Raw genomic sequence first — 23,105 nt, 5'->3', positions numbered from 1 at the left:
GAGGCGAGGCTGTCCGGGATCGCCGAGGGACGGGGCAGAGCACGAAGCCCGTCGGGCATCTGCCGCAATGCGCCTGCCCGATGCATTTGCCGACGCGACCACATATCTGAATGGCGTGGCCGCCTCGCACTTGCAAACTCGGGCCCTGTCAGGTGACGTTCATCGGGGCTCTGCGAGGAAGGACCGGAACTGTCCGCCCTCGCGCGGAACGGATCGAAAGAGGACATGATGCACAGAACCGCCCGTTTCGCCGCTGCCCTTCTCGCCGCCCTCAGCCTGGCGCCCGCCGCTTTCGCCGCGGACGAGAAGGTCAATGTGCTGCAATACGCCCTGGCGCATCCCACCGACAATGCGAGCCTGAAGAACTCGCCGAATCTGGGTGATTCGGTCCCTCCGGCAGTGAAGTTGCAGCAGCCCCCCGGCAGCAGCTCCTTCGCCTATTTCTATTATGCCGGACAGCCGATCATCGTGGATCTGAAGACCCGGTCGATCGTACGCATCGGCGGCTGACCGCCGCGCCGGACGCCCCGGCCGGGCCCCAGCACGAGGCAGCAGGCGACGCCGCGAGGGATACGGCCGACGCCATCAGGCGCGCTTTCCGAGGCAGAACCGCCGGCGGCATACGTTTCCAGCTGAGCGGGACCCGCAGACCCCGACTGTCGCTACCAGGCGGCCCGCGCGCCGGAATCCCGCTTCATCTCCGGGGAATGCGTCCGGGCGAGCGCCTCCCGTGGCACAGGTACCGGAACGCGCGGAACCGCCCTGTCCCGCGCCGCAGGAGTGGCGGTTGCCGCCGCCGCGATGACTGGCCGGCATGGCATCGGACCCCGCCCCTCGCCTCGAAGATCCAGACAGGGCTCCGCTGATTCGATGCTGCCCGTCGCCTGCAAAGCGCTCCCGGTCGACCAGCCGGCGAACAGGCCGGAGAGGCCGCCGATCACGGCGATCGCCATGATGGTGAGGCCAAGGACCGGCGCCGCGAGCTCCCTGCCGATATCCCGGACGGACCCCATGATCGTCTCGCCCGACAGGACGATGGAGCGGGCGATCAGCAGGAACCCGACGACGAAGATCAGACAGGATAGAAACAGCAGCAAATGGCCGGACGAATGCGCGAGGGTCCGGAATGTCTTCGCGATGACCGGCTGCGTCGCCAGATAGTTCTCCGCCAGGAAGTCGAAAGCGGTGGAGACAATGAAGGCCGCGGCCAGCCAGAGAAAAGGCGCGGCCAAAGCGATGGCGTGACGATATCGGCTGCCCCGGTCAAAGACTTCGTACGCGATGCAAAGAACCAGCGTCGCAAGAACGACGCAGATGACGGGATGTTCGATGACATTCCAGACGACGGCGCCGCCAAGAAGGGGAAGGACTTCGTGGAAATCGACCATTGCGAGGTTTCCACCTTGAACGGCTTTCGACTGATCGGGCGAACAGTCTCGATTTGCAGCTCACGTCCCGCAGATATATTGGCCAAGACCGAAGCTTCTTCCACGCTATCAGTCATTTTTCCGGAATGAATGGTTAAGTTTTCCGAATAGTAAATTCGAGACGGGGATCGACTGTCCTTAACCTTCTCAGGCATGGGAGGTCCTGCCAAGCGCATCCGCGTCCGAACCACCCGCGCACCCTCTACCGGAGCACGTATCTTATAGGACGATGTTCTCGCCCCGTTGGGACGGTTCGCCGAAGAAGGCCCTGCCGGTGAGAATATCCACCTGCTGCCCGCCGGGCGCCGGCACGCCCGGAAGCGAGCGGAGCGCGGAGCGTCTGCGATGATCGCAAAGACATGGAAGGCCGGCAGCGGGGACGAGGGCGCGGGGCGAGCCCGTAGAGGCTTCGTGTCGCCCCCAAGCTTGGTCCCGACCGGGCACCGTGGCGGCGCGAGTCTCAAGATGATTTGCGGAGCGAGTCGCTTACCGCCGCATCAGGCCAGCGCACAGTCCATCCGCCGATGGCGTCGCCGATTGCGGAGTAAGACCATGACGGCGGTTGGGAGCGCCCGGCCGTGGCGAAAGCACCCCCGATCCGGCTCCTCACCCGGCTTCCCGATGGCTCTTCCAGATTTGGCTTCAGACACCCTCTGCAATGATCGCGAACCGGGCCATTCAGCCCTCTCCTAACGGGCTCCGAGGCCGTAGTAGGCATGCGGCATGCTCTAATCCCACACACTTTGGCTCTTCGCGATCGGCGCCATCTGATCGTCATCGAGGATGCGCCAGCAAAGGAGCAGCCTGACCTCAGCGACCAAAATCAAGAAAGACGCTGAGCTTTCCAAGCAACGGGCAGGCCCATCTCCTTCAGCACGACGCGATCGCGGCGAAGCCTCCTCACCATCGCCCACGTGCTGACCAGAACCACGATCTCCGACACCAGGCTGCCAACCAGCGCGAAGACCGGCCCTTTCGCCAAGACCAGAGCGAAAACGAGGCAAAGGCCAACGGCAGCGCTCCAGGCACTGATCGAGGCGAGGCTCTGGAATGCGCGCCGCACTTCGAGAAGAATCCTCGGCATGACGTACAGCAGTGGCATCACCGAGATGCCCGAGCAAAGTGCCCCAATCAGAAGGATCGGTTGGCCTTGGAGTAACGGCGGGGTTTGGTACATGACGAAGCCGAAGGCCAACGCGCCGTAGAGAAGGCCGACCCCACCCGCGCCGAGCGACCATAGCGCGACAGATCTCGATATAGCCTTTTCTGCCCCTTGCGAATTGAGATAGGCGAGCTCGCGCTGCATCATGTTGGCGAGCGCCGAGGAGATCAGTCGCAGCGGCGCAAAGAACACCAGCATGGCCGCAATCGGAGCATAGGCCTCCGGCCCGGCGATCGCGGCGATCAGGAGGACCTGGCCCTGGGCCTGAAGATTGCCCATGGTCGTGCTGAACGAGGCCCACAGGATCGGCCGCGCCATGGCTGAAAAATGGCGCATCCGGCGGCGCCGATAGGAGAGCCGGAGCCTCTGGCGCTGAAGGAGAAGGCCGGCGAGGAGGCCACAGATGTTCGCTGCGGCCATCGCCCAGAAGATGCGCGCCAGCAGGTCGTTCGCAGGCGAGACCGTGAGAATTCCGAGGACGAAGACGACCCCGGTGAGGGTGAAGGTCAAATCGCTGATGCTTGCAAATCCGGGATGTCCCTTGGCGAACAGCATGCTGCGGACGTAGTTCCGCAAGGCCCAGGTCGCGATCAGGCAGCCGCCGGGAACGGCATATCCTCCGAGCCACACGTGCAGTGTCCCAGCCACGATGAGGCCCATCGACAGCGCGACGACGACCGCTACCGAGCCGAAGGCGATCTCGAAGGGCCACGTCCGCCTGGTGCCGGCCCTCGGTGGGATGAGAAGATTGACGGGCATGCCGACCAGCGACCGCACATAGGTCAGCGCCAGCCCTCCCATCACCAGCACGATCGCGAAGACGCCGTAGTCGACCGGATCAAGCATGTGCATCAGCATGAGGTTGATCGCAAAGTGGAAGGCGCTCTGCGACACCTCTCCGCCCAGCATGACGGCGCAGCGTTTGGCCAGGGCGACGACCCGATCCGGCAGGAGCATCGTCATTTCACCGCAGCGATCACTTCGCCGCGCGCCGGATCCCGCTCCGCTTCCGCCAGCATCTCGCCGATCAGCATTGCGATCTTCTCCGCAGCCGCCCCTTCGCTGAAGAGCGAAAGATATCGCGCATGCGCCGCCTGCGGAAAATGCCGCCAGGAGACCGGCGAGCGGATGATCTTGGCGAGCGCGTCCGCCAGAGATTCGATGTCGCCGGGCGGAACCACCCACCCTGTGGAGCCATCCTCGACGATTTCCGTCAAGCCGCCGATCGCCGAGACGATGGGAGGTCGTCCGTGGGCCATCGCCTCGATAGCAACCCGGCCGAGGGATTCTGGGCGCCGCGAAGGCACGGCGACGACGTCGGCCCACCGATAGTGGTCGGTCGGATCGGCCACGAAGGGGAGCAGCGAAATCACGCCGTCGAGGCCCTTCTCCGTGATCAGGCGCCGCAGACCGTCCTCGCGCGCCTCGTCCTCGAAGGCATTCCCGACGATTCGAACCGAAATGCTCTGCCGGACCGAGCGCGGAAGCCGCGCCACCGCCTCGATCAAAACCTCCTGCCCCTTGATGCGGCTGATGCGGCCGAGCATGAGCACCCGGAGAGGCCGGATGCCGTCGAAGGCCTGCACCGGCTCTGCCGCCTCGACGGCGATGCCGTTGTAGATGACGCACGACGTCGCGCTCGGCGGCAGGTCGAAGGCGTTCCGGGTGGCCTTTGAATTGAAGACGATGCGCGCTTTGCTCCAGCGCAAAAGGATCCGGAACGCAAAGAGTGCATTCCGCTCCGGGATCTCATGGACATGCAGGATCGCCCGTCCCGGAAAGAACCGCGACACGACAGCATGATCGATAACGACGCTCGTATTGACGTAGACGAGGTCGGATCTGCGGAAGCGGCGGGCAGCGGCCAAGAGCGCGGTCGGCAGGCGCAGCGGGGCCGAGAGGGCTAGCCGCAAGAGCCCGCGCCGCCGGAGGATCCAGAGGGGTTCGAACCGAATCTCCGTTGCGAGCGCCCGCAAGGGTTCGACGATCGGACCGTCCCGCGGCAGGACGACCTCGATGTTCGCCTCCGGATAGCAAGAGCGAATTACATGCACGCTTTCGATGAAGCACCTGTCCGAACCGTAGAGTTCAGACCCTTGATGCACACAAGAGATTCTCATGAGAACACCACCCTCTCCCGCGGATCATAAAAATATAATAAATTTGAATATTTAAGCATGGCCAGTGCTTAAAGAAGATTTCGCTATCTATCATGGAGTAGCGGATATTACTATTACAGGGCTGCATTCTTAGGTGAGTCTATGAAAAATTCGCAACCGATGAACAGGCAAGAGGGCATGGTCCAGCCCTCTATCCTGATTCTGGGGACGAGAGGCGTGCCGGCGGCCCATGGGGGTTTCGAAACATTCGCCGAGCGGCTGAGCCTCCACCTGAGGGACCAGGGCTGGAACGTCGGCGTCTACTGCCAGGAGGAGGTCGACGAGGTCGAAACCCGCGTCGAGTCGCAAAGTTGGAACGGCATCGAACGGATCGTGGTGAAGGTTGCGGCGCGTGGGCCGCTGGCGACGGTCCTGTTCGACTGGTACTGCGTGCGCGATGCGGCTCGTCGCAACGCGGTTTGTCTCGTGCTTGGCTACAACGGCGCCGCCTTCCTGCCCTACCTTCGTCTTTGGCGGAAGCGGGTCATCACCAACATGGACGGCATCGAGTGGCGACGGGCGAAATGGGGGCCGCTCGTCAAGACTTGGTTCTGGGTCAACGAATGGATTGCCGCCTGGACGTCGAACCGGCTCGTCGCCGATCACCCGGCGATCGCCGATCACCTCGCCTCCCGCCGGTCGCGCGATGCAATCGCGACCATACCCTATGGCGGCGAGATGGTGCTCGAAGCGTCGACGGATCCGCTCGGGCAGCTTGGGCTCGAAGCCGGGCAATATCTCGTTTCGATCGCGCGGATCGAACCCGACAACAACATTCTGACGCTGGTGAGCGCCTTCTCGCGGTGCAGGCGAGGAATGAAACTCGTCGTGCTGGGCAACATGGATCCGGACATCGCCTATCACAGGGCCGTCCGGGACGCTGCCAGCGATGACGTCGTCTTCCCCGGCGGTATCTACGACCCTGCCGTCGTGAAGGCCCTGCGTTTCCATGCCCGCGCCTATCTCCACGGCCACTCCGTCGGTGGCACCAACCCCTCCCTGGTCGAAGCACTTGGTGCTGGCAGCGCCGTCATTGCGCACGACAACCCGTTCAATCGCTGGACAGCGGGCAAAGCCGGCGTCTTCTTCCACGATGTCGACAGCTGCGCAGCCGCGATCGATACCATCGCAGGATCGCCGCTATCGGCGGAAGAGGTCCGAAATATCGCCTATGCGGAAGCGTCTAGATTCCGCTGGCAGGACGTCTTCGTCGCCTATAGGCGGGAGTTGTACGGCGTCCTGCTGGAGGGCCCCTTCGCACCCCTGCGGGATAGGCGGCGACAACAGGCTTCGACCTCTGCGATCCCCGCCCAGGTGTCGATCGTCGCGATCGATGTCGATCGGCGTGCGAAACCATCCGCCGCAGCCTCGCAGTGGGGCGGCGGAGCGGAGGAGTGACGGGCGGCGACGCCTTCCGGATCGACCGACGCCGGCTGCTCGCCGGCGCCGCCAGCACCCTCGTCCTGCCGAAGGCCGCCCGCGCGGCACCATCCAAAGTCGGCGCCAGCCCGCTGCGTCTTCGTCGCGGCGTGAACCTGTGGCCCTGGTTCTCGCTGACCACCGAATATCCGGCGCCGCGAACCGACTATGCCTGGCCGCCGTTGCAGAGCGACCGAGCCCTTCCGAGCCGGGAGGATCTCACGCTGCTGAGCGGCGTCGGGTTCGATTTCGTCCGGATCCCGGTCGATCCCGGCCCCATGCTCGCCTTCTCCGGCCAGCGCCGCGCCGCCCTCTTGCAGGATCTTTCGCGAGCGATCGCCGCCTGCCGGGACGCCGGGCTGAACGTCGTCGTCAACCTGCAGGCGAATGCCGCGACTCATTATTGGCGGCCCGAGCGGATGTTCACCAGCCGGAACTCGCCGGAGTTTTCGGCCTATCTTGAGCTCGTAGGCGATCTCGCGGCCATCCTCGACCGGAACCCGCCGGCGACGGTCGCGATCGAACCGGTGAACGAGCCCTTCCACGCTTGCGGGTCACGAGACTGGACGCGGGTGCAGGCCGCGATGCTCAAGGCGTCGCGAAAGGTCGCCCCGGATCTGACCTATGTCGCGACCAGCGCGTGCGGCAGCATCGTGCCGAGCTTTGCGGACTTCGATGCCGCATCGGTCGCTGACGGTGGGCCGATGTTGTTCACCTTCCACTTCTACGAGCCTTATCTCTTCACCCATCAGGGCGCCACGTGGATGTCGGAGCCGGTCTATCGCTGGCTGAACGCGGTGCCCTGGCCCGGATCGGCGGGAAGCCTCGAAGCAACGCTGGCAGCCGTCGAGGCACGCATGGCTGCTGATCCCGAGACGCCGGCCGCGACAAAGCAGGCGGCGATGCAGGAGACGAGGAGCGTCCTTGCGACCTATTTCGAGGCGCAGCCGGACCGTGCCTATATCCAGGGCTTCTTCGATACGATGCTGCAATGGGCCGATCGCAACGGCCTGAGCCCCGACAGCATTCTCATGGGCGAATTCGGCGCGCTGCGCTCGGGAGGGAACTACGTCGCCGCAGCCGCAGCCGACCAGGCTCGTTACGTCCGCGACGTGCGCCTGACGGCGGAAGTGTCCGGCTTCGGCTGGGCGTTCTGGAATCTCTTCGACGGCTTCGGCCTGATGGACGACGTCAGTCACCGCCTCGACGATAGCCTGCTCGATGCGCTGGGTCTGCTGCGGCTCTGACGGTCAGCGGCGGACGCCGGTAGAAGCAGATGATCATGATGGCGAACTTCGTCAGAAGAATCGTCTTCACCCCGATCGTCTCGGCGGTGTTCAGAAGGATCACGAAGGCCAGCACGGGGAAGAAGAGGCCCTTGCGCGAGCCTCTGACGATCTCGGAAATGAAGGCGACCACCGCGACGGTCTGCAGGACGGTGATCGCGAGGCCGTGGTAGAAGATCGTTCGCAGGATCGGGTTTTCGATGCCCCATTCTAGCCCGTTGACGCGCCGGATGCTGTCGACGAGGTCCGGGTTCGGCCCGAACAGGATGCTGCGAAACGGCAGCTGACTGAACATCTCGAACATCTTGATGCGGGCATTGGCACTCCCGCCATCGTCGACGAAGCGAGCCGCCAGTGCATCGAAGAATCCCTGCGCCGCAAGGCCCCCGATCGCGAGCGGGACGAGCGTCAGCAACAGGGCGGCGCCGGCGCATGCAAGCAGCGGAATGTGCCCGCGCGACAGGTTGCGATGGGCTTGGAGAAGGAGCGCGGCTCCACCCAGCACCACGGTGATGACCATGGCGGAGCGACCGCCGAACGCGACGAGTGCAAGGCACTGGAGCAGGACGATCGCGCCGCGAGCCCCCCCCGACAGCGTTCCACCGCCGCTTAGAACGGCCAGCGCATAGGTCGCGGTGATCATCGCGTTCGCCAGCGGATGGCCCTGCAGGGCCGTCGAGCGCAGGTCTGTTTCGAACACCGCCCCGTCGAACCTGTAGGGAAAGATGAGGTGCCCGGTTGCGAACTCGAATAGCGCCATGAGCGCGTTGATCGTCATGATCGCGTGGATGATCGTCTCGATCGGGCGCAAATCGCGTTCGCTGTAGCGACTTGTCAGGAGGACGATCAGCGCCGCAGGGATGAAGGTATCGATGATCCCAGCCATGCCGGGCGCATGCCGCAGCACCACCTGCAAGAAGAAGACCATCGTCGTCGCGATCAGGAATGCGCTGGCCGGCCGGCGTGCGGCCGCCGACAGGCAATAGCCGATGACGTCTCCCGAGGATGCGGCGGCCAAGGCGAAGAGCAGGATAATGAGATAGGTTGACGGATGAATCTTGGAGGCTGCGCCCCCGCTCAGACCTTCGTAGTTGATGCCGAGGTCCCACAAAAGGCCGCCGGACACCGCAAACAAGACGAGGACCGACAGCAGCGTCAGCCAGCGCACCATCGCCGGGACCTGCCGCGCGGGGGCCGCGACCGAAGTCCGCGCGGCCGAATCCTCGCGCGCGCCGGGCAGCGCCGCCGACGTCCTCATTTCACAGCTTCCCAGAAGGGTCGGACAGCGCCTTCGGGAGCGCCGATAGTCCGCCGCCCGCCACTGCCCCCGAAAGGCCGGACGCGCCGCACGCCGATGAGGAGACCTAACGTTCCAATCATGCCTAGTTGAGCACCGGGGCGGTGACGAGCATGGATCCCGAAATCCGTCGGCCGACCGCCCGCAGTACCTCGTTGGCCCGCATGACCTCCTTGCGCTTCGTCTCTCCGGCCCGCGCCACGAAGATGACCTCGTCGACCGCCGCGGCGATCGGCAGGATGTCCAGGTCGTCCGCAATCGCCGAACCGTCCAGGATGACCAGATCGAAACGCTTCAATGCTTCATCGAGCACGTCGCGCAGATGCGTGCTCGACGCGGCGTACCCGCGTCTTTGAACCGCGTCGCGGCCGCGCGTCATGATCGATAAGCCGGTCTCCGGGTCGATCAGCATAGCCGACGCCAGGGACTGCTCGCCGCGCGCGACCTCGAGCAGCCCCGTGCTCGGCAGGCCGGCGAGCTGGGCCGACCTGCCGTCGACATAGAGCACCTTGCGCGATAGCCGAAGCGCCACCATGGCGAAGGACATCAGGATCTCCGACCTCTCCCTTGCCTCCTGGCGTCCCGAGGTGATCAGGATGCTCCGACCGCGCGTCGCCGTCTCCCGGTCGAAGAGCAAGAGAGTCCGGGCAATGACGAGTTCGCTGCCCGACGACAGCCTCGAGGCGCCCCCCGATCGTGGCAGCTTGATCAGCGAACGCTTCTCCGGGGCGAGCCCCAGCGCACCGAGGTCCGCCGCGCCGGTCAGCCGCTTCATGTCTCCCGGCGAGAGGATCGTCGGCGAGGCATATTCCGCAACGAACGCGGCGAAGGCGCCAAGGCCCAGGCCCGTCGCCGCCGCGACGGCGACGAGGAGCCCAGTCTTGGGCCAGCTCTTTTCGAGCGGCGCCGAAGCCCACGAGATGATGCGGGCGTTGGTTGTGTCGATCCCTGCCTGCTCGCTGGTTTCCTGCGCACGCTTTGCAAAGCTCAAATAGACCGTCCGGTTGAGATCGAGGTCGTTCTCCAGTTGCCGCAGCCGGATCAGGGTCTCGTCACTCTCGACCTTCTTTCCCTTTGCTTCGTCATAGGCCTGTTGAAGAGACCTTTCGTATTTCAAGGCGCGGTCGTAGTCGTTGGCGCTCGACGCCTTGAGCCTGGCGAGTTCCTTGCCGATCAGAGCGTCTATATTCTTCAGCTGGATAGCAACATTGCGCAGCGTTGGATGCTTCGGGCCGTACTTGTCCCTCAGGCTCGATAGCTGCTGGACGAGCGTCGCTTCTTGGCTGCGCAACTGCGAGATCGTCGAGGACGTCATGGCCTCCGCAGTCGATGCCTCGCTCCCGCTGGAGTTTTCGGCGTTCTTCAACCGGGTCTGGAGCAGCGCGGTCGACGCCTTGGCCGCCTGCAGCTTCGCGGCGAGGTCTAGCAATTCCTGATCGGTGACAAGAACGTCGTTCGCCTGCATGACGCCGTGTTGCGCCTTGTAGCGCTCGAGCGCGTTTTCGGCGTCGCGCACCTTCTCCCTTTGCTTTTCAAGGCCCGCAGACAGAGCGTTAGCAGCCTTGCTCGCTGAATCCGTGCGCGCCTCCGCCTGATCTGCGAGATAGCTTTCGAGGATCGCGTTGACGACGCGGGAAGCCTTGTCGGGATCCTTGGACGCAAAGGAGACGGTGACGACGAAGACCTTGTCGGCCCGCTGGACGGTCAGCCGCTTGCGTATTTCCCGCAGAACAAGGGACATCTTCTCGTCGTCGGACTTTACCGCCTTGTCGATGCCGAGCCAGCCGGCGATCGTCGAAACCAGCTTGCTGTCGCTCTGACCGTCGAGTTCCGGATCCTGCTCGAGACCGAGCTTCTGGACCACGCGGGTCAGGACATTGGTCGACTCCAGCACTTTCGTCTGGCTTTCGACGAGCCCGATCCCGCCGTCAGCGGCGACTCCGCCCGGATTGACGTCGTCCTTCAGTACCTGCCGGTCCCGCGGATCGATGAATATCTGACCGGTGGCGGTGAATTCCGACGGCGTCAGCAGCGAATAGGCAACGGCCAGTGACACGAGCAACAGCGCCGACACGACGATCCACCGGCGCCGGCGCCACAAGACCCGGCCGAGGTCGGTCACCTCCATCATCCGATCCGGCTCGTCCTGGAAAGCCGGACTGTCCTTCGCGAGCGCCGGATACTGCTCTAACGTCGGGGCAAGATTGTCCATCTGATCGTCTTCCGTCGTCTTGACGCTGCATTTGGAAATGGCCGCATGGCCAACACGCGACGCAACTCTCCTTCCGGCCGCAGCAACCTACGGATCCCCCGTTAACAAAGCCGTTTTGCGCAAAGTCCTACAGTTTCGGCCCCGATAGCCGGTCCAGGGCGTCCGTCTCATCCCGGGGCACGAGCGGCCAGTGCTGGGAGCCGAGATGTTGCCGCCGCCACTGACGAGCCATGACCTCATGCCTGTGCCTTGGGAAAGGCATGGACCTTCGGAAGGTCGGCCAGTCGGCGCCCCGGCGGCTCGCGGCGCGCCCAGCGTAACGGCGCGTACTTCAAGGATGGCGGCGCCGAACTGTCGATGAATTCGAACGATCCGGAGCGGTTCAGCGTGTGCAGCCGCCGTCCCGGCCAGCCGTCGCGACCGGGATGCAGGACCGTTTCGACCTGCTGCTGGAAGACGTTTTCGTCGAGCGCCTCGATCCGGGCGAGCGCCAGCGCGCCGCCGTAGCGCACGCTGCAGTCCTGGACCGGCCGCCACCACACCCCGTCGCGCTCCACGATCCGGCCGGCGGGCCGGGCCGAGGCGATGTCGACCAGGACCGGATTCGAGTGGTGCTGCGTCCAGGGACCGCGGAAGGAAGGCGCATGCCAGATCCACAACGCGTCCGAGAAAGCGCCTTTGCGGCCGTCGCGAACCGTCGCGAACATCCACCACCGGTCGCCGTGCTGGATGAGGGTCGCGTCGCTCGCCTCGACGCCCGCGACCAGCGTCGTGACCCGCTTCCACCCGCCCGGAAACGCCGTCGCCCGATACAGGTCGATTCGCGACGCCGCGCTGCTTTCCGGGATCATCCAGATCTCGCCCTCGGCTTCGAAGACGAAGGGATAGGACAGGTGCCACGGTTCCTCGAGTACGGTTTGCGGCGTTCCCATCGGACCGTCGCGGTCGAACTCGACGACCGAGATGACACCTTTTTGGCGCCGGTGGGCGAAATCCTCTATGAACAGGAAGGTGCGCCCCCCCAATTCGATCGGAAAGGGATCGGCGTAAAAGCGGGTGCCGTCGTCGGGCAGGAATTCCCAGCCGCCCTCGGGATAGGCGCGCAGGTCGAAGAGGTCGCCGTCGACGATCCGGCGCCAGCCGACCCGCCAGTGCGGAGAATAGAACGCCGTTCGCAGCACGCGCTTCAGGGCGGCCTGCTTGAGGATCGAGATCGCCCGCTGCGTCAGCTCACTTATGCCGAGCTGGGTCGGGCCCTCTGCCGGTTCCGGCATGACCGCGGCCGGCGGCGAGGACGGCGAGCCGCCGAACCTTCGCCGAAGCGCGCCCTCGATGATCGTAGCCGTCCGGGCGAGGCAATCCTCGAAGGACCGCAGCAGCTCGCCCTGATGCTCCGTGCCGACCCGGCCGCTCTCGACCAGATTATAGCCGCAGCGTATCTCCACGACCGGCGTGCGCCCGGCCAAGAGCGCGGTGACGAGCCCCGGCTCGCCGCGCGTGCCGTCGAAGGTCAAATGCCAGAGATCGGCAGCGCTCGCATCGTCCAGTCCGGCTTCCGCCCCACCGGGGGTCAGGTCGAGAAGCAGCGTCGGCGTACCCACCATCGCCGCCCGGGCCTCCAGCGCGGAGGCCTCGATGTGCGTCGACGCGGCCGGCGTCAAAGAGCGATCGACCAGCGTCTCCAGCCGAAAGAGGCGCTCGACGCGGTCGGATAGCTGGCAGCTGTCGGCATCGGCAAAACCGACCGCACATTGCACGCCGGCCATGCAATCGATCCGGTCGGCGAGGTCCAGATGCCATCTGCGCAGGTCCGATCTGGCAAGGATGAGTTTCACGATCACGATGGTTCTCTCTCCCCGCTATGCGATGAGGCGCCAGGTCGCCTGGTGTCGGTCCTTGGAGCGCGCGAGACCCATGCGCGCGTTCCTTCTGCTTGCGATCGACCCTTCAGCCGGCTGGAACCCTCTGCTCAATGGCGACGGGTCCCTTCGAGCAGGCGCGACCGCGACCGGGCGATGCCGCAGGAGCGTTGTTCAGACACCGACAGCTGCTTCCTCGCGTTTAATGTCCGCAGCGGACCGACGGGCCGCCAGCCGCTCACGCAGCCTGCCGATCCTCCACGTCGTCTCGTCGGCGAAGACCGCCGCCATCCCTGCCAGCGTTCCGGCTCCCATCGCCGAGGCGAGGGTCACGTCGGTGTTGGCGTAGCGTTGCTTGAAGCCCTCGGAGCCGCACAAGAAGTCGACGGTCGACAGGCCCGCGTCGAACGCCCACTGGATGTAGTCGAGCATCAGCACCATACCGGGTGAGCCACGCTCGAATTCCGGATCGTATGTCGTGACGAAAGCCATCATCGTGCCCTGCTGGACGAAGTTGACGGACATCGCGATCGCCGTGCCGTCGAGTTCCAGAACGAAGAAATGCAGTATCCCGGCCTCTGCCAGCACTTCGATCAGCGCGGACAGCGTCTGCGACTCCGGGTCGAAGAGGTCGTTGGAGGAGAGATCGTGCCGCGTCAGCCAGGCTCGCTTGAATTCGGCCATCTGGGCGAGGACATCCGCACGCGGTTCATCCGCAGCAAGCATCCGCGAACGCAGCTGGCCGGTTCCCTCCAGCGTATTGCGGGAGTGGCGATAGGTCTTGCGAAACTTCTTCGACTGGGACTTCAGCCAGTCCGCACCCGTCGCCCAGTCGCCCGTAATGCGGAAGCTCTGCTCGAACCGGCGGTTCGGCCGCAGGCCGAAAGGCGCGGAATCCGCGCCGGCGAGGAAAATGCGGGCCGCCGCGTTCGGAAGCAGCCGATTGACGTAGGCGATGTCGAAGCGGGTCGACTTCGACAGGTGCCGGGCCATGTCTAGGAGGATCGCCGGATCGACGCCGGGCGCGACGAGTGCGTCACCGTAGTCGCTGTGATCCTTCGCTGCCCATTCGAGCACCCGAAGGCCATGCCGGCGACAGGTCGCCATCGGCAGGAGGGCGCGAAGGTGGTTCCCCTCCCAGGCCAGGACCACCTGCAATGTCCGGCGGTCACGATCCTGCAGGGTGCGCCACCATGCCGAGATCCAGGCGTGGCTCTGAAAGATCAGGCCGTTGGTTTCCCGCCACAACCCGTCCCAGGCCGGCCCGGCCGCAGCCAGGGCATCGGCGTCTGTTATGATCTCGAAATGCAGCGGACGCTTATCCATGCCGTTCATGACTGACGCTCCGCCGACAGCGAGGACCGCACGACCCTGCGCAGGCTTCGGCCGGCCTGCCGGCCCATCTTCACCAGGGGCAGGACGTAGAGGCCGTAAAGCGACTGGTAGTCGCCGACGTCCTTGTCGATCAGCCCGAATTCGAACTTCTCGTCGGGCTTCGGCACGCAGAGCGTCCCGAACCAGCGGTCCCAGAACGAGAACAGCAGCCCGAAATTCTTGTCGTAGTGCCGCGGATTGGTGCTGTGATGCAGCTGGTGCCAGTGCGGGCAGAGGACAAGCTTGTTCAGCGGCCCGAACGAGATCCGCAGATGGGTATGTCGGACGAAGTCCATCATCAGGATATTGCGGATGACATAGACGTTGATCCCGAAGATCGTCAGCTCCGTCAGGTTCATCTGGACGACGGCCCAGATGCCGAAGCAGATGCCGGGTATCACCCCGTCCCAAAGCCGGTTCATCAGTTCATCGAGGGGATGAACGCGGTCCTTGGTGATCCCGACCATCACCTGGGCAGAGTGATGGACCTTATGGAGCTCCCAAAGGATTGGAAAACGATGCTGAGCAATATGATAGAGATAATAGGACAGATCGTAGGCGAGAAGCATGGTGATGGTGAAGACGACCACCATTCCGAAACTCGCGGGCCCATCGAGAAGCGGCGCATCCAGGGCGAAGAGGGCCATGAGCGTCCATTTCGTAGCGAAGCCGACAGCGAAGACGAAGGTCACTCCCGCCGGGATGAGGAGAAACGGCATCATCAGCTTCTTGGTAATCCAGAACAACGCGTCGGCCTTCGCCGAGGGATGCAGGATCACTTCCTTCGGGATCGCGAACTCGAAGAACTCTTCGAAGGAACGCTCTTTGCTCACATGCAGATAGGCCGCGAGGGACGCGCCGAACGCGGTGGCAAATAACAGACCTGTCGCGACGATGCCGGACAAAGACAATTGTCGCTCAATCAGGTCGAGAACATTCTCCAGCACCACAACCTCCAGTAAGATGCACAGATGGCGGCAGGAAATCCATGAAAAGCAGAATTTCTCGCGTTACCGTTTTTCCGCCGAACCGGACCTTCGCGTAGCGAAAATCGCGGTGCATCATCCGGATACATACACCAAAAAAAGTCTTACATCATGATCTTAATTGATTAACAGGTCGAGAAATACAAATCATAGGAAATATCGCTGATTTTATTTGTTTTTTATTTATTATCGATTTATCCGCATTTTTATCGTTGTCATCCATATTCTTCGGCGAAGTTCTTCAAGCGCGCAATCATTTGAGTGGGCTGCTTGATGCGCATGGCAGGGCGATCGGGGATCTGGTTGCCTGGGCAGCGAGGGCGTCTCCGCCACCGGGCTCTGCGGGCGAGCGTCTTCCCCTACGTAGGACTCCGCGAGCTTCGACCGTCATCCGCTCTTGCGGCACACCGTTCACGACTTCGATCTGATCGACGGACTGACGGTCGGAGAACTGCGCCGGAGCGGCGAAGGCCAGTTGCTCGACACGCGCAACGACCTCGATCGACACGGGCGCCGGTGCCTGATCGCCGAAGTCGCGGAGCGAAACCTTGTGATAGAGCGCCGGGCGAAAAAGTGGAAACCCGTTTTTCGGCTACCCGGCGCGTTACCAAGGAGATCGAGAGCATCGAGCGATGCCGATTTGTCGCCCGATGCCTAGACCAGAAATTCCATCGCCGTGGACTGGCGCCAGATCGTCTGCCCGGCCTGCCCTCGCTTCCCGCTGGCAGCGGCGACGAACCGCGTTCGCTCGCCAGGTGCGAGCGTCCGGCAGACCTCGAAGTCCGGCAGGATGTCTGCCGGTCATCGGCCATCCTTGCAGCCCCTTTTGGATTCCTTGGGCGTGATGAGGCTGTCGCCATCACCGTGTTACTTCCGGGCAAGGGGGAGACGGCGCGCTCAGTACCGAAATCTGGGAGCGAGGAGGCCCGGGAATATCCGCGGACGAAAGAGAAGCGGGCGGTCCGCAATTATCGACGAAACGCGGCAAGTTTCATGAGGCATGGACGGGGACGTAGGCGTTCGGTCCAGTCATAAGACCACTTCGCCAACACGCTCACCAGGAGCGATTCGAAGGCCGCGTTCAACTTGCGTTCAACCCGGCCGTTTCCGGAAAGTTTTCCGGCGTCGCCGGATCCCGGAGCAAGGCCGATCTTTCTCACGAAGATCCAGGAGATGCGGATGGTGGGCGTGACAGGGATTGAACCTGTGACCCCTTCGATGTCAACGAAGTGCTCTCCCGCTGAGCTACACGCCCATCCGACGAAGCGGCATAGACCACAGGTCGGAAGCCGCCGTCAATAGGTCTTTGCCGGCTTTTCTGCCAACCCCTGCGGGCGCCGGAATCGGACGGTTTGCCGGCCTGGCCGCTCTTCAGGCGGCGTCGGCCAGCATCTTGCCGACTTCGTCGACGAGCTCGCGCAGATGGAAGGGCTTCGACAGGATCTTGGCGTCCTTCGGAGCTTTGGAATCCGGATTGAGAGCCACGGCCGCGAATCCGGTGATGAACATCACCTTCAGGTCCGGATCGAGCTCCGTCGCCCGGCGGGCCAGTTCGATCCCGTCCATTTCCGGCATGACGATATCGGTGAGGAGCAGCGAGAAGGGCTCCTCGCGCAGACGCTCATAGGCGCTGCCGCCATTGTCATAGGAGACGACCTCGTAGCCAGCACGCTCCAGCGCCTTGGCCAGGAAGCGGCGCATGTCGTTGTCGTCTTCTGCGAGTAGAATCTTTGACATTCGTGTTTTCCGGATTCGCCGGGGCAACTCGACCGGCGGCTGGTTCGTTCCTGTCCAAATGGCATAGCAGAATGACCCAACATTTTCTAAAAGAGAATGGACGCTCTTTGAGAAAGGGCGGGCTTTTTTTGCCAGACGCGGGTGGAAGGGGACAGATTGGCGACGATTCCGACACTGGGGACGGCAGCGGGCGTCGTGCCGGCTTTCGAAACCCTCGAGCCAGACGACCTCGCCCTCCCGTTCGTGTTCTGCTCGCCACACAGCGGCCGCGACTACCCGTCGCACTTCCTCGCAGCGACCCGGCTTTCCGGCGATGCCGTCAGGCGATCGGAGGATCTCTTCGTCGACGACCTGTTCGACTTCGTGCCGGCAATGGGCGCGCCGCTCCTCAAGGCGCGATTTCCCCGCGCCTTTCTCGACGTCAATCGTGAGCCCTACGAGCTCGACCCCAAGATGTTCGCCGATTCGCTGCCGGCCTTCGTCAATGCCGCCTCGGTGCGGGTCGCCGGCGGTCTCGGGACGATCCCGCGCATCGTGGCGGAGAACGAGGAGATCTACCGGGAGAGCCTGCCGCTGTCGGAGGGTCTGCGGCGGATCGAGGACATTTACAAGCCGTTCCACGCCACGCTCGAAGAACTCCTGAAGCGCACCCACGAGCGATTCGGCATGGCAATTCTCATCGACTGCCACTCCATGCCGTCGAGCGTCAGGGCGCTGCCCGGCGGCAGGCGGCCGGACATCGTCATCGGCGATCGATACGGCACCAGCGCCTCGGCGCGCTTCGTCGCGATGGCCAGCAGCCACTTCTCGTCGCTCGGCTACGACACCGCGCGCAACAAGCCCTATGCCGGCGGCTTCATCACCGAGCGCTATGGCCGGCCCTCGCTCGGCTTCCACGCCCTGCAGATCGAGATCAACCGCGCGCTCTATGCCGACGAGCGCAATTTCCGCCGCCACGAGGGCTTCATGATCCTGCGCGAGCGGCTGTGCCGCTTCGTGGAAGCCTTTTCCGACGATGTCGAGACCGATCATTCGCGCCCGGCCGCGGCCGAATAGACGCGGTCCGCGGAACGACACTGTGACTGCAACGTCCTGGTCGCAAGCGCCCGGTCGCGCGGTCCAAATTGTTGGCCTCTAAACTCGCCTTCTCGCTGCAGAAGGCGCCGCCGCAGCCAGCCGCAACAGCCGAAGTAGGGGCAAAAAAAACCGCACTGCGTTGAAGCAGCGCGGTCTGAAGTCTAGGGAGGAAACGCCCGTAAGGGCAGCGGCAAACCAATGCCGCAACGCAAAACTATGTTGCGTCGCCGAATATGTCAAGAAGGTTGACGCCTTGATTTTGTGCATGAGGAATCATTGCGCAGTTTGGCCCTGCTGAAGGGCGCCAGAGGCATCTCGGGAGACGGATCATGACGGGCAGGCCGGACGCTAGCTTCCTCAGGACATTGGCCGATGCGGCGGATGGCGAGACGCTGCCGCGCTTTCGCGCCGGCGGCCAGGTCGACAACAAGCTGGCAGCAGCGTTCGATCCCGTCACCGAGGCGGATCGGGCCGCAGAAGAGGCCATCGTCGCGGCGATCGCGGCGCGGTTTCCGGACCACGCGATCCTCGGAGAGGAATACGGCGCCTCCGGCACATCGGATCAATTGTGGGTGATCGATCCGATCGACGGCACACGGGCCTTCATCTCCGGGCTTCCGGTCTGGGGAACGCTGATCGGCTATTGCGAGGCCGAGCGGGCGCGGCTCGGGATCATGTCGCAGCCCTTCACCGGCGAGCGTTATCTGGCGGACGGCGAGAATGCATGGCTTGAGCGGGCGGGCGAACGCAGCCGCCTCGCGGTTCGCGGCACAAGGTCGATCGAGGCCGCCACCGTGTTCACCACCTCGCCGCGACTGTTTTCCGGCGGCCTTCTGCAGCGGTTCGAAACGCTCGAGGCGCGCGCCCGGCTGACCCGATTCGGAACCGACTGCTACGCCTTCGCCATGCTGGCGGCCGGTCATGTCGATCTCGTGGTGGAAAGCGGGCTGAAGCCCTACGATATCGTGGCGCTGATCCCGATCATCGAGCAGGCAGGTGGGATCATCACGACGCTGTCGGGCGGCCGGGCCGAGCAGGGCGGCGACGTCGTGGCGGCAGCGACGGCCGAGCTTCACGCCGCCGCGCTCGAACTCCTCGCCGGGTGAGCGCGCATATCGCCCGCTGATCGAAGCATGATGCCCGATGGCTGCATGGCGCTTCGGACGACATCATGCGCAAGAACAAGGGCTTGCACCGCCTTCGCCACGCGGCCTTTTCGCTCGTCGCTGGAGTGAGGTCAGTGGCGCGGCAGCGATTCGCCGACGAAGGCCTCGAAGGCGTCCAACAGGGGCAGGCGGAACCGGTCCGCCTCCTGCAGAATCTCGTGCCGCGCGAACGGCACCGAGAGGCTGGAGCCGCAGCGCATGCGCCATGCCAGACGTTCGGCGGCCTCGCTGGACACGACGCGGTCGCCGCCCGCCGTCACGATCAGGGCCGGCACGCCGAGCCGTGCGATCTCGTCGGAGTCGTTGAGGCGCAGCATGGCGCCGGTCACCGCCGCCAGCCAGGAAATGGTCGGCCGATCGAGGAAGAGGTGCGGCGCGTCCTCGGCGAGACGGCGATTGCGGCGATAGCGCCTGGAATCCGACGTCAGCGGATTGTCGGCCGGATCCGGCAGGCGCACGGCAACGCCGAGCCCGCCGAGGGAGAGGCGCCCGAAGCCGAAGAGGGTTGCGAGCCTGGCCAGGCGGTTGACCGTCCGCAGCCCGATCCGCCGGCGCCGAAAGCCGATCAGCGGGGCGACGAGCACCATCCGCTCGATGATGTTGCCGAGCTGTGGCGAGGCGGCGAGGGCGATGAGCCCGCCCATGGAATGGGCGAGAATGGCGTAGGGGCCACGGCAGTCCGGCAGAGCCACTTCGCGCAGGATGGTCTCGAGGTCGTCGACATAGTGGGCAAAGCGCTTCACATGGCCGAGCCGGCTGCCGCGGATGACCCGGTCGGAGCCGCCCTGACCGCGCCAGTCGAAGGTCAGCACCGCGAAACCGCGGGCATTGAGGTCGGCCATCGTCTCGAAATATTTCTCGATGGCCTCGTTGCGGCCTTGGAGGAGCACGACCGTGCCGCGCGTCCCCTCGAGCGCGCTGGGCGAGACGGCATAGCGCAGCCGCCGCCCGTCGAACGCCTTCACGGTGTCGACCCTCAGCCCTTGCGGGGCCGGATTGTCCTGCAGAACGGCCAGGCTCTTGGGATCGAAATGTTCGTTCATCGGCGAATGCGGCTTCGGCCTCGAGTGACCGGCCATGGCGAGCCGGGCGCGCGTTCCATCCGAGCGCGGCTCTCTACGTTTGCTTCAAAGTGGGGCCAAAGGCTACCGTCGATCCGAAAGACGGTGAAGAACGCGCGACGCTCTCGCGCCCAAAGCAGACCGGGGGCCGTTCAAGACCCCCGGCCCGCGCGGCCGCAACGGAAGGGACGGTACGTTGCGACCGTTTGGCGTCTCGCTCCACGTCCGGATGTGACGGCGACTGGAGGCCCGGGCGTCGTCCCGCGACGGGATCGAAGCGAAGCGTCACGGCCCACAATAGGCTGCGCGCCTGAACGGCCGCAGAAGGCGCCGTTCATCGCCCGTTCAGGAGAAGCCGTTCGAACTCAGGATCTTATCCGGGAGCACCGGCGTCGGAAAATTTCGCTGGCCGGCTCTTGAAGCTAAAAAATCGGGCACCCAACTCTTTGGTGCGGCCGCCAATTCGGGGCCGCTGGCCGGGCCGGATCGCCAAGATCGGGATCGAAGCCCACCGCCAAACGCAAACATTGTTGCTTCTGATGGAGAACACCATGCGTCACGTCGATTTTGCTCCGCTCTATCGCTCCACCGTCGGTTTCGACCGGCTCTTCTCGATGCTCGATGGGCTGTCGCAGCCGGAGAACAACGGCCAGACCTATCCGCCCTACAATATCGAGCGCACCGGCGAGAATGCTTACCGCATCACCATGGCGGTGGCGGGCTTTGCCGAGACCGAGCTGTCGCTCGAGTCGCGCGAGAACGTCCTGACCGTGAAGGGCGAGAAGAGCGATGCGAAGGACGAGCCCCAGTACGAGACCCTCTATCGCGGCATTGCCGGACGCGCCTTCGAGCGCCGCTTCCAGCTGGCCGAATATGTCGAGGTGAAGGGCGCGAGCCTCAAGAACGGTCTCCTGCACATCGATCTCGTCCGGGTGATTCCGGAGGCCATGAAGCCGCGCAAGATCGCGATCGCTTCGGTCGGCAACGAGAACGAGAAGCAGATCGAGGCCAACGCCGCCTGAGGCGTGCGAGCCAGCGGTGGCGCCCCTCCCGGCGCCACCCGATCCGCATCAGGATCGAACGAAGCCCCGACCTCGCGCCGGGGCTTTTCTGCGTCGGGGTATGAATGGAAGGTGGCCAGCGGGACGGAAACGGAGGAACTCCGCAGCTTGTCCATCGCGAGCCGCCGACGTGGAACGCGCCAAGGAGCGGGCAACATTCCCGCCGCGATCAGCTTCGAAGCAAATGCCGCTCAAGCGCAGCCGACGCGGCAGGGATCCCACCGCGCCAGCCTTGTCATTCCTACGCAGACGTGGGCGTCACGCCCGTCTCGTCCAGCGGCGTCAATCCCGGTCAGGACTCGTGAACGTCCGCCTCGTCGACATGGCTCGCCTTCCGGGCGTCCGCCATCATGCCGGAGCGGTGACTTGGTGCTCCTGCGGACGGGTCGGCGTTCTGAGCAGCATTCCAGCCGCGCATCCAGTCGGCGCGAAGCGTCGAATCGACCGGATAGCTGCAGGACGACATCGGATGATTGTTCTGGTAGGCGAGTTTACCCTGCTGGTACGCATCGGTGGCCATGATTGCCTCCCTTGCTTGATCGCACACTCCAGAACTTAGGAACGCCGCGCCCCGCTTCCAACCGGCATCCGCCCTCAGCCAGTCCCGGCAGGGCGCCGGTCGCGCACGCAGCCGGACATCGGCGAATCAGCCCGGCTCGTGGATCGGACAGCGGTTGAATGCCCCGCGGAACGCTGCCGAATGCTCGTAGACGCCGCACCGGGCCCGGTTGATGCCGCCAAGCGGCTGGTGCTCCTTCAGCCCCGTCCAGACGCTGAATCGCATCTCCTCGTCGACCGCCTGGACCTTAGCCTCGTCCCAGCTGTCCTGCGGCAGGGCCTCGACCGTGGCCACGGTCTGGAAGGGCGAGACGTCCTCGGACCATTCCACCGTCGGATCTTCGATCGGCTGCGCATCGGCGTCGCGGCAGAGCTGCACGCGGAACTCCCAGCGCGCGGTCACCTTGCGCATTTCCTTCTGCACGGTCGTGCGGATGGCGTCCCGCCGACCATCGATCGCGATCTCCTCGCCTTCCAGCGCCTTGAGGTCCGGCGATACGGGCACGAGCTGGAACTTGGCGACGTAATCGCCGTAGCGGAACGGCGTCGTGCTGTAATAGGTCTCGCCGAGCGGATCGACATTCGGCGCTCCGCCGAGCGACTTGACCGCCGGGCTGTCGAGGCCGACCGTTTCAAGCGCCTTGTTGACGCCCTGCAGCACGCTGGACAGCGCCACCTTCGCGCCCTCCAGCCGGTCCGTCGTCCCGGCGAGCAGCTTCAGGTTCGCATGAAAGGCCTTCGGGGACTTCGCCTGGAAGACCGGCGCGTTGACCATCACGAAATCCTGCGTGCGTCCCTCCGCGCCCTCCAGGCGCGCGCCGTCGACGTCGAGAACCTTGAGGGCGAGCCCGCGGGGCAGCGCGACCGCGTCGGGCAGGATGTCGCCGGCATTCGTCGAGAGGCGGATGACGACGTCGTGTTCTCCGGGCCCGGCGAACAGACCCTGTGCCAGTTCGGGCGGCAGGTCCGGCGCGATCGTCATCTTGCCGTGCAGAATGCCGTGGGATTTGGCATGGACGCCGCGCACCGCATGGCCGTAGTGCGGCGGCCGTCGTCTCAAGGATGGTGTCGAAGGTCTTGTTCATCGCCGCCACCGTTTCGGCCTCGTCGGGACGAATCTCTTCGAGGCCGGGCGTGTAGCGGATCGGGGATGGCAGCGGCATGGAATTTCGGACTCCTTTTGACAGGTTTGGCCAACTCGCCCGTCAAGAGGATGGTTCCGCTGCGCCGGCCGGAGCACCCGGCCGGCCGAAGAGCGGCTTCC

Annotated in this window: 19 protein-coding genes and 1 tRNA gene; 7 read left to right on the top strand and 13 right to left on the bottom strand. The window is 64.5% G+C overall.

Translation table 11 applies throughout. The annotated features are described in order from the left end of the window. Positions 1-225 precede the first annotated feature (225 nt). Positions 226-510 carry a DUF1236 domain-containing protein gene (locus tag LH400_RS25555; RefSeq protein ID WP_229156281.1) on the top strand — a complete coding sequence of 95 codons (285 nt, stop codon included), beginning with the start codon at positions 226-228 and terminating at the stop codon, positions 508-510. Positions 511-662: 152 nt separating this feature from the next. Here the strand turns inward: LH400_RS25555 and LH400_RS25550 are convergent, their stop codons facing one another. After that, complete coding sequence (locus tag LH400_RS25550; protein WP_229156280.1) at positions 663-1,097, bottom strand: hypothetical protein; 435 nt, start codon at positions 1,095-1,097, stop codon at positions 663-665. A 12-nt stretch (positions 1,098-1,109) separates the two neighbouring features. Here LH400_RS25550 and LH400_RS25545 point away from each other — a divergent pair, with 12 nt between their 5' ends. Next, on the top strand, positions 1,110-1,517 hold the full coding sequence (locus tag LH400_RS25545) for a hypothetical protein (RefSeq protein ID WP_229156279.1): 408 nt from the start codon (positions 1,110-1,112) through the stop codon (positions 1,515-1,517). A gap of 733 nt (positions 1,518-2,250) precedes the next feature. Here LH400_RS25545 and LH400_RS25540 read toward each other — a convergent pair. Together LH400_RS25540 and LH400_RS25535 are read right to left on the bottom strand one after the other, a co-directional pair. Then, the gene (locus LH400_RS25540; protein ID WP_229156278.1) at positions 2,251-3,552 is read right to left on the bottom strand and encodes a hypothetical protein; all 1,302 of its coding nucleotides are present in this window, start codon (positions 3,550-3,552) and stop codon (positions 2,251-2,253) included. Continuing rightward, the gene (locus LH400_RS25535) at positions 3,549-4,502 is read right to left on the bottom strand and encodes a glycosyltransferase family 4 protein (RefSeq protein WP_229156277.1); all 954 of its coding nucleotides are present in this window, start codon (positions 4,500-4,502) and stop codon (positions 3,549-3,551) included. Before LH400_RS25535 ends, LH400_RS25540 begins: the two co-directional genes overlap by 4 nt. Before the next feature lie 384 nt (positions 4,503-4,886). Here LH400_RS25535 and LH400_RS25530 point away from each other — a divergent pair, with 384 nt between their 5' ends. Both LH400_RS25530 and LH400_RS25525 read left to right on the top strand, forming a co-directional pair. After that, the gene (locus LH400_RS25530; RefSeq protein ID WP_229156276.1) at positions 4,887-6,146 is read left to right on the top strand and encodes a DUF1972 domain-containing protein; all 1,260 of its coding nucleotides are present in this window, start codon (positions 4,887-4,889) and stop codon (positions 6,144-6,146) included. Then, entirely contained in the window at positions 6,143-7,414 is a 1,272-nt protein-coding gene (locus LH400_RS25525; RefSeq protein WP_229156275.1) for a glycoside hydrolase family 5 protein, read from the top strand. The genes LH400_RS25530 and LH400_RS25525 overlap by 4 nt, the downstream gene beginning before the upstream one ends. Here LH400_RS25525 and LH400_RS25520 read toward each other — a convergent pair. From LH400_RS25520 to cpdR, 7 genes are all read right to left on the bottom strand, one after another. After that, entirely contained in the window at positions 7,359-8,711 is a 1,353-nt protein-coding gene (locus LH400_RS25520) for a VpsF family polysaccharide biosynthesis protein (RefSeq protein WP_229156274.1), read from the bottom strand. The genes LH400_RS25525 and LH400_RS25520 overlap by 56 nt on opposite strands. Before the next feature lie 124 nt (positions 8,712-8,835). Further along, positions 8,836-10,962, bottom strand: a complete 2,127-nt coding sequence (locus LH400_RS25515; protein ID WP_229156273.1) for a GumC family protein — start codon at positions 10,960-10,962, stop codon at positions 8,836-8,838. Between the two features lie 236 nt (positions 10,963-11,198). Continuing rightward, a complete protein-coding gene (locus LH400_RS25510) occupies positions 11,199-12,803 on the bottom strand; it encodes a glucosamine inositolphosphorylceramide transferase family protein (RefSeq protein ID WP_229156272.1) in 1,605 nt (534 codons plus the stop codon). Positions 12,804-12,995: 192 nt separating this feature from the next. Beyond that, positions 12,996-14,156 (bottom strand): GNAT family N-acetyltransferase, encoded by a 1,161-nt coding sequence (locus LH400_RS25505; protein ID WP_229156271.1) that lies wholly within the window; start codon positions 14,154-14,156, stop codon positions 12,996-12,998. Continuing rightward, positions 14,153-15,142 carry a sterol desaturase family protein gene (locus LH400_RS25500; RefSeq protein WP_229156270.1) on the bottom strand — a complete coding sequence of 330 codons (990 nt, stop codon included), beginning with the start codon at positions 15,140-15,142 and terminating at the stop codon, positions 14,153-14,155. The genes LH400_RS25505 and LH400_RS25500 overlap by 4 nt, the downstream gene beginning before the upstream one ends. Positions 15,143-16,361: 1,219 nt before the next feature. After that, a tRNA-Val gene (locus tag LH400_RS25495) sits at positions 16,362-16,436 on the bottom strand. A 116-nt stretch (positions 16,437-16,552) separates the two neighbouring features. Next, on the bottom strand, positions 16,553-16,918 hold the full coding sequence (gene cpdR / locus LH400_RS25490; protein WP_229156269.1) for a cell cycle two-component system response regulator CpdR: 366 nt from the start codon (positions 16,916-16,918) through the stop codon (positions 16,553-16,555). A gap of 156 nt (positions 16,919-17,074) precedes the next feature. Here cpdR and LH400_RS25485 point away from each other — a divergent pair, with 156 nt between their 5' ends. Together LH400_RS25485 and hisN are read left to right on the top strand one after the other, a co-directional pair. Continuing rightward, positions 17,075-17,974 carry an N-formylglutamate amidohydrolase gene (locus LH400_RS25485; protein ID WP_229156268.1) on the top strand — a complete coding sequence of 300 codons (900 nt, stop codon included), beginning with the start codon at positions 17,075-17,077 and terminating at the stop codon, positions 17,972-17,974. A gap of 350 nt (positions 17,975-18,324) precedes the next feature. Next, the gene (gene hisN / locus LH400_RS25480) at positions 18,325-19,101 is read left to right on the top strand and encodes a histidinol-phosphatase (protein ID WP_229156267.1); all 777 of its coding nucleotides are present in this window, start codon (positions 18,325-18,327) and stop codon (positions 19,099-19,101) included. A gap of 131 nt (positions 19,102-19,232) precedes the next feature. Here the strand turns inward: hisN and LH400_RS25475 are convergent, their stop codons facing one another. Beyond that, the gene (locus LH400_RS25475; RefSeq protein ID WP_229156266.1) at positions 19,233-20,204 is read right to left on the bottom strand and encodes an alpha/beta fold hydrolase; all 972 of its coding nucleotides are present in this window, start codon (positions 20,202-20,204) and stop codon (positions 19,233-19,235) included. A gap of 569 nt (positions 20,205-20,773) precedes the next feature. Here LH400_RS25475 and LH400_RS25470 point away from each other — a divergent pair. After that, complete coding sequence (locus LH400_RS25470) at positions 20,774-21,244, top strand: Hsp20 family protein (RefSeq protein WP_229156265.1); 471 nt, start codon at positions 20,774-20,776, stop codon at positions 21,242-21,244. Positions 21,245-21,575: 331 nt separating this feature from the next. Here LH400_RS25470 and LH400_RS25465 read toward each other — a convergent pair whose 3' ends face one another. Next, positions 21,576-21,803 (bottom strand): ribosome modulation factor, encoded by a 228-nt coding sequence (locus LH400_RS25465; protein WP_229156264.1) that lies wholly within the window; start codon positions 21,801-21,803, stop codon positions 21,576-21,578. Between the two features lie 126 nt (positions 21,804-21,929). Then, positions 21,930-22,901, bottom strand: coding sequence for a catalase family protein (locus LH400_RS25460; RefSeq protein WP_370638490.1), 972 nt, complete (start codon positions 22,899-22,901; stop codon positions 21,930-21,932). Positions 22,902-23,105 lie beyond the last annotated feature (204 nt).

It is taken from the genome of Jiella soli, from assembly GCF_020615385.1.
Classification (GTDB): domain Bacteria; phylum Pseudomonadota; class Alphaproteobacteria; order Rhizobiales; family Rhizobiaceae; genus VKMB-3413.
The sequence above is the reverse complement of the archived record's forward strand: the minus strand, read 5'-3'. Positions and strand labels throughout refer to the sequence as shown.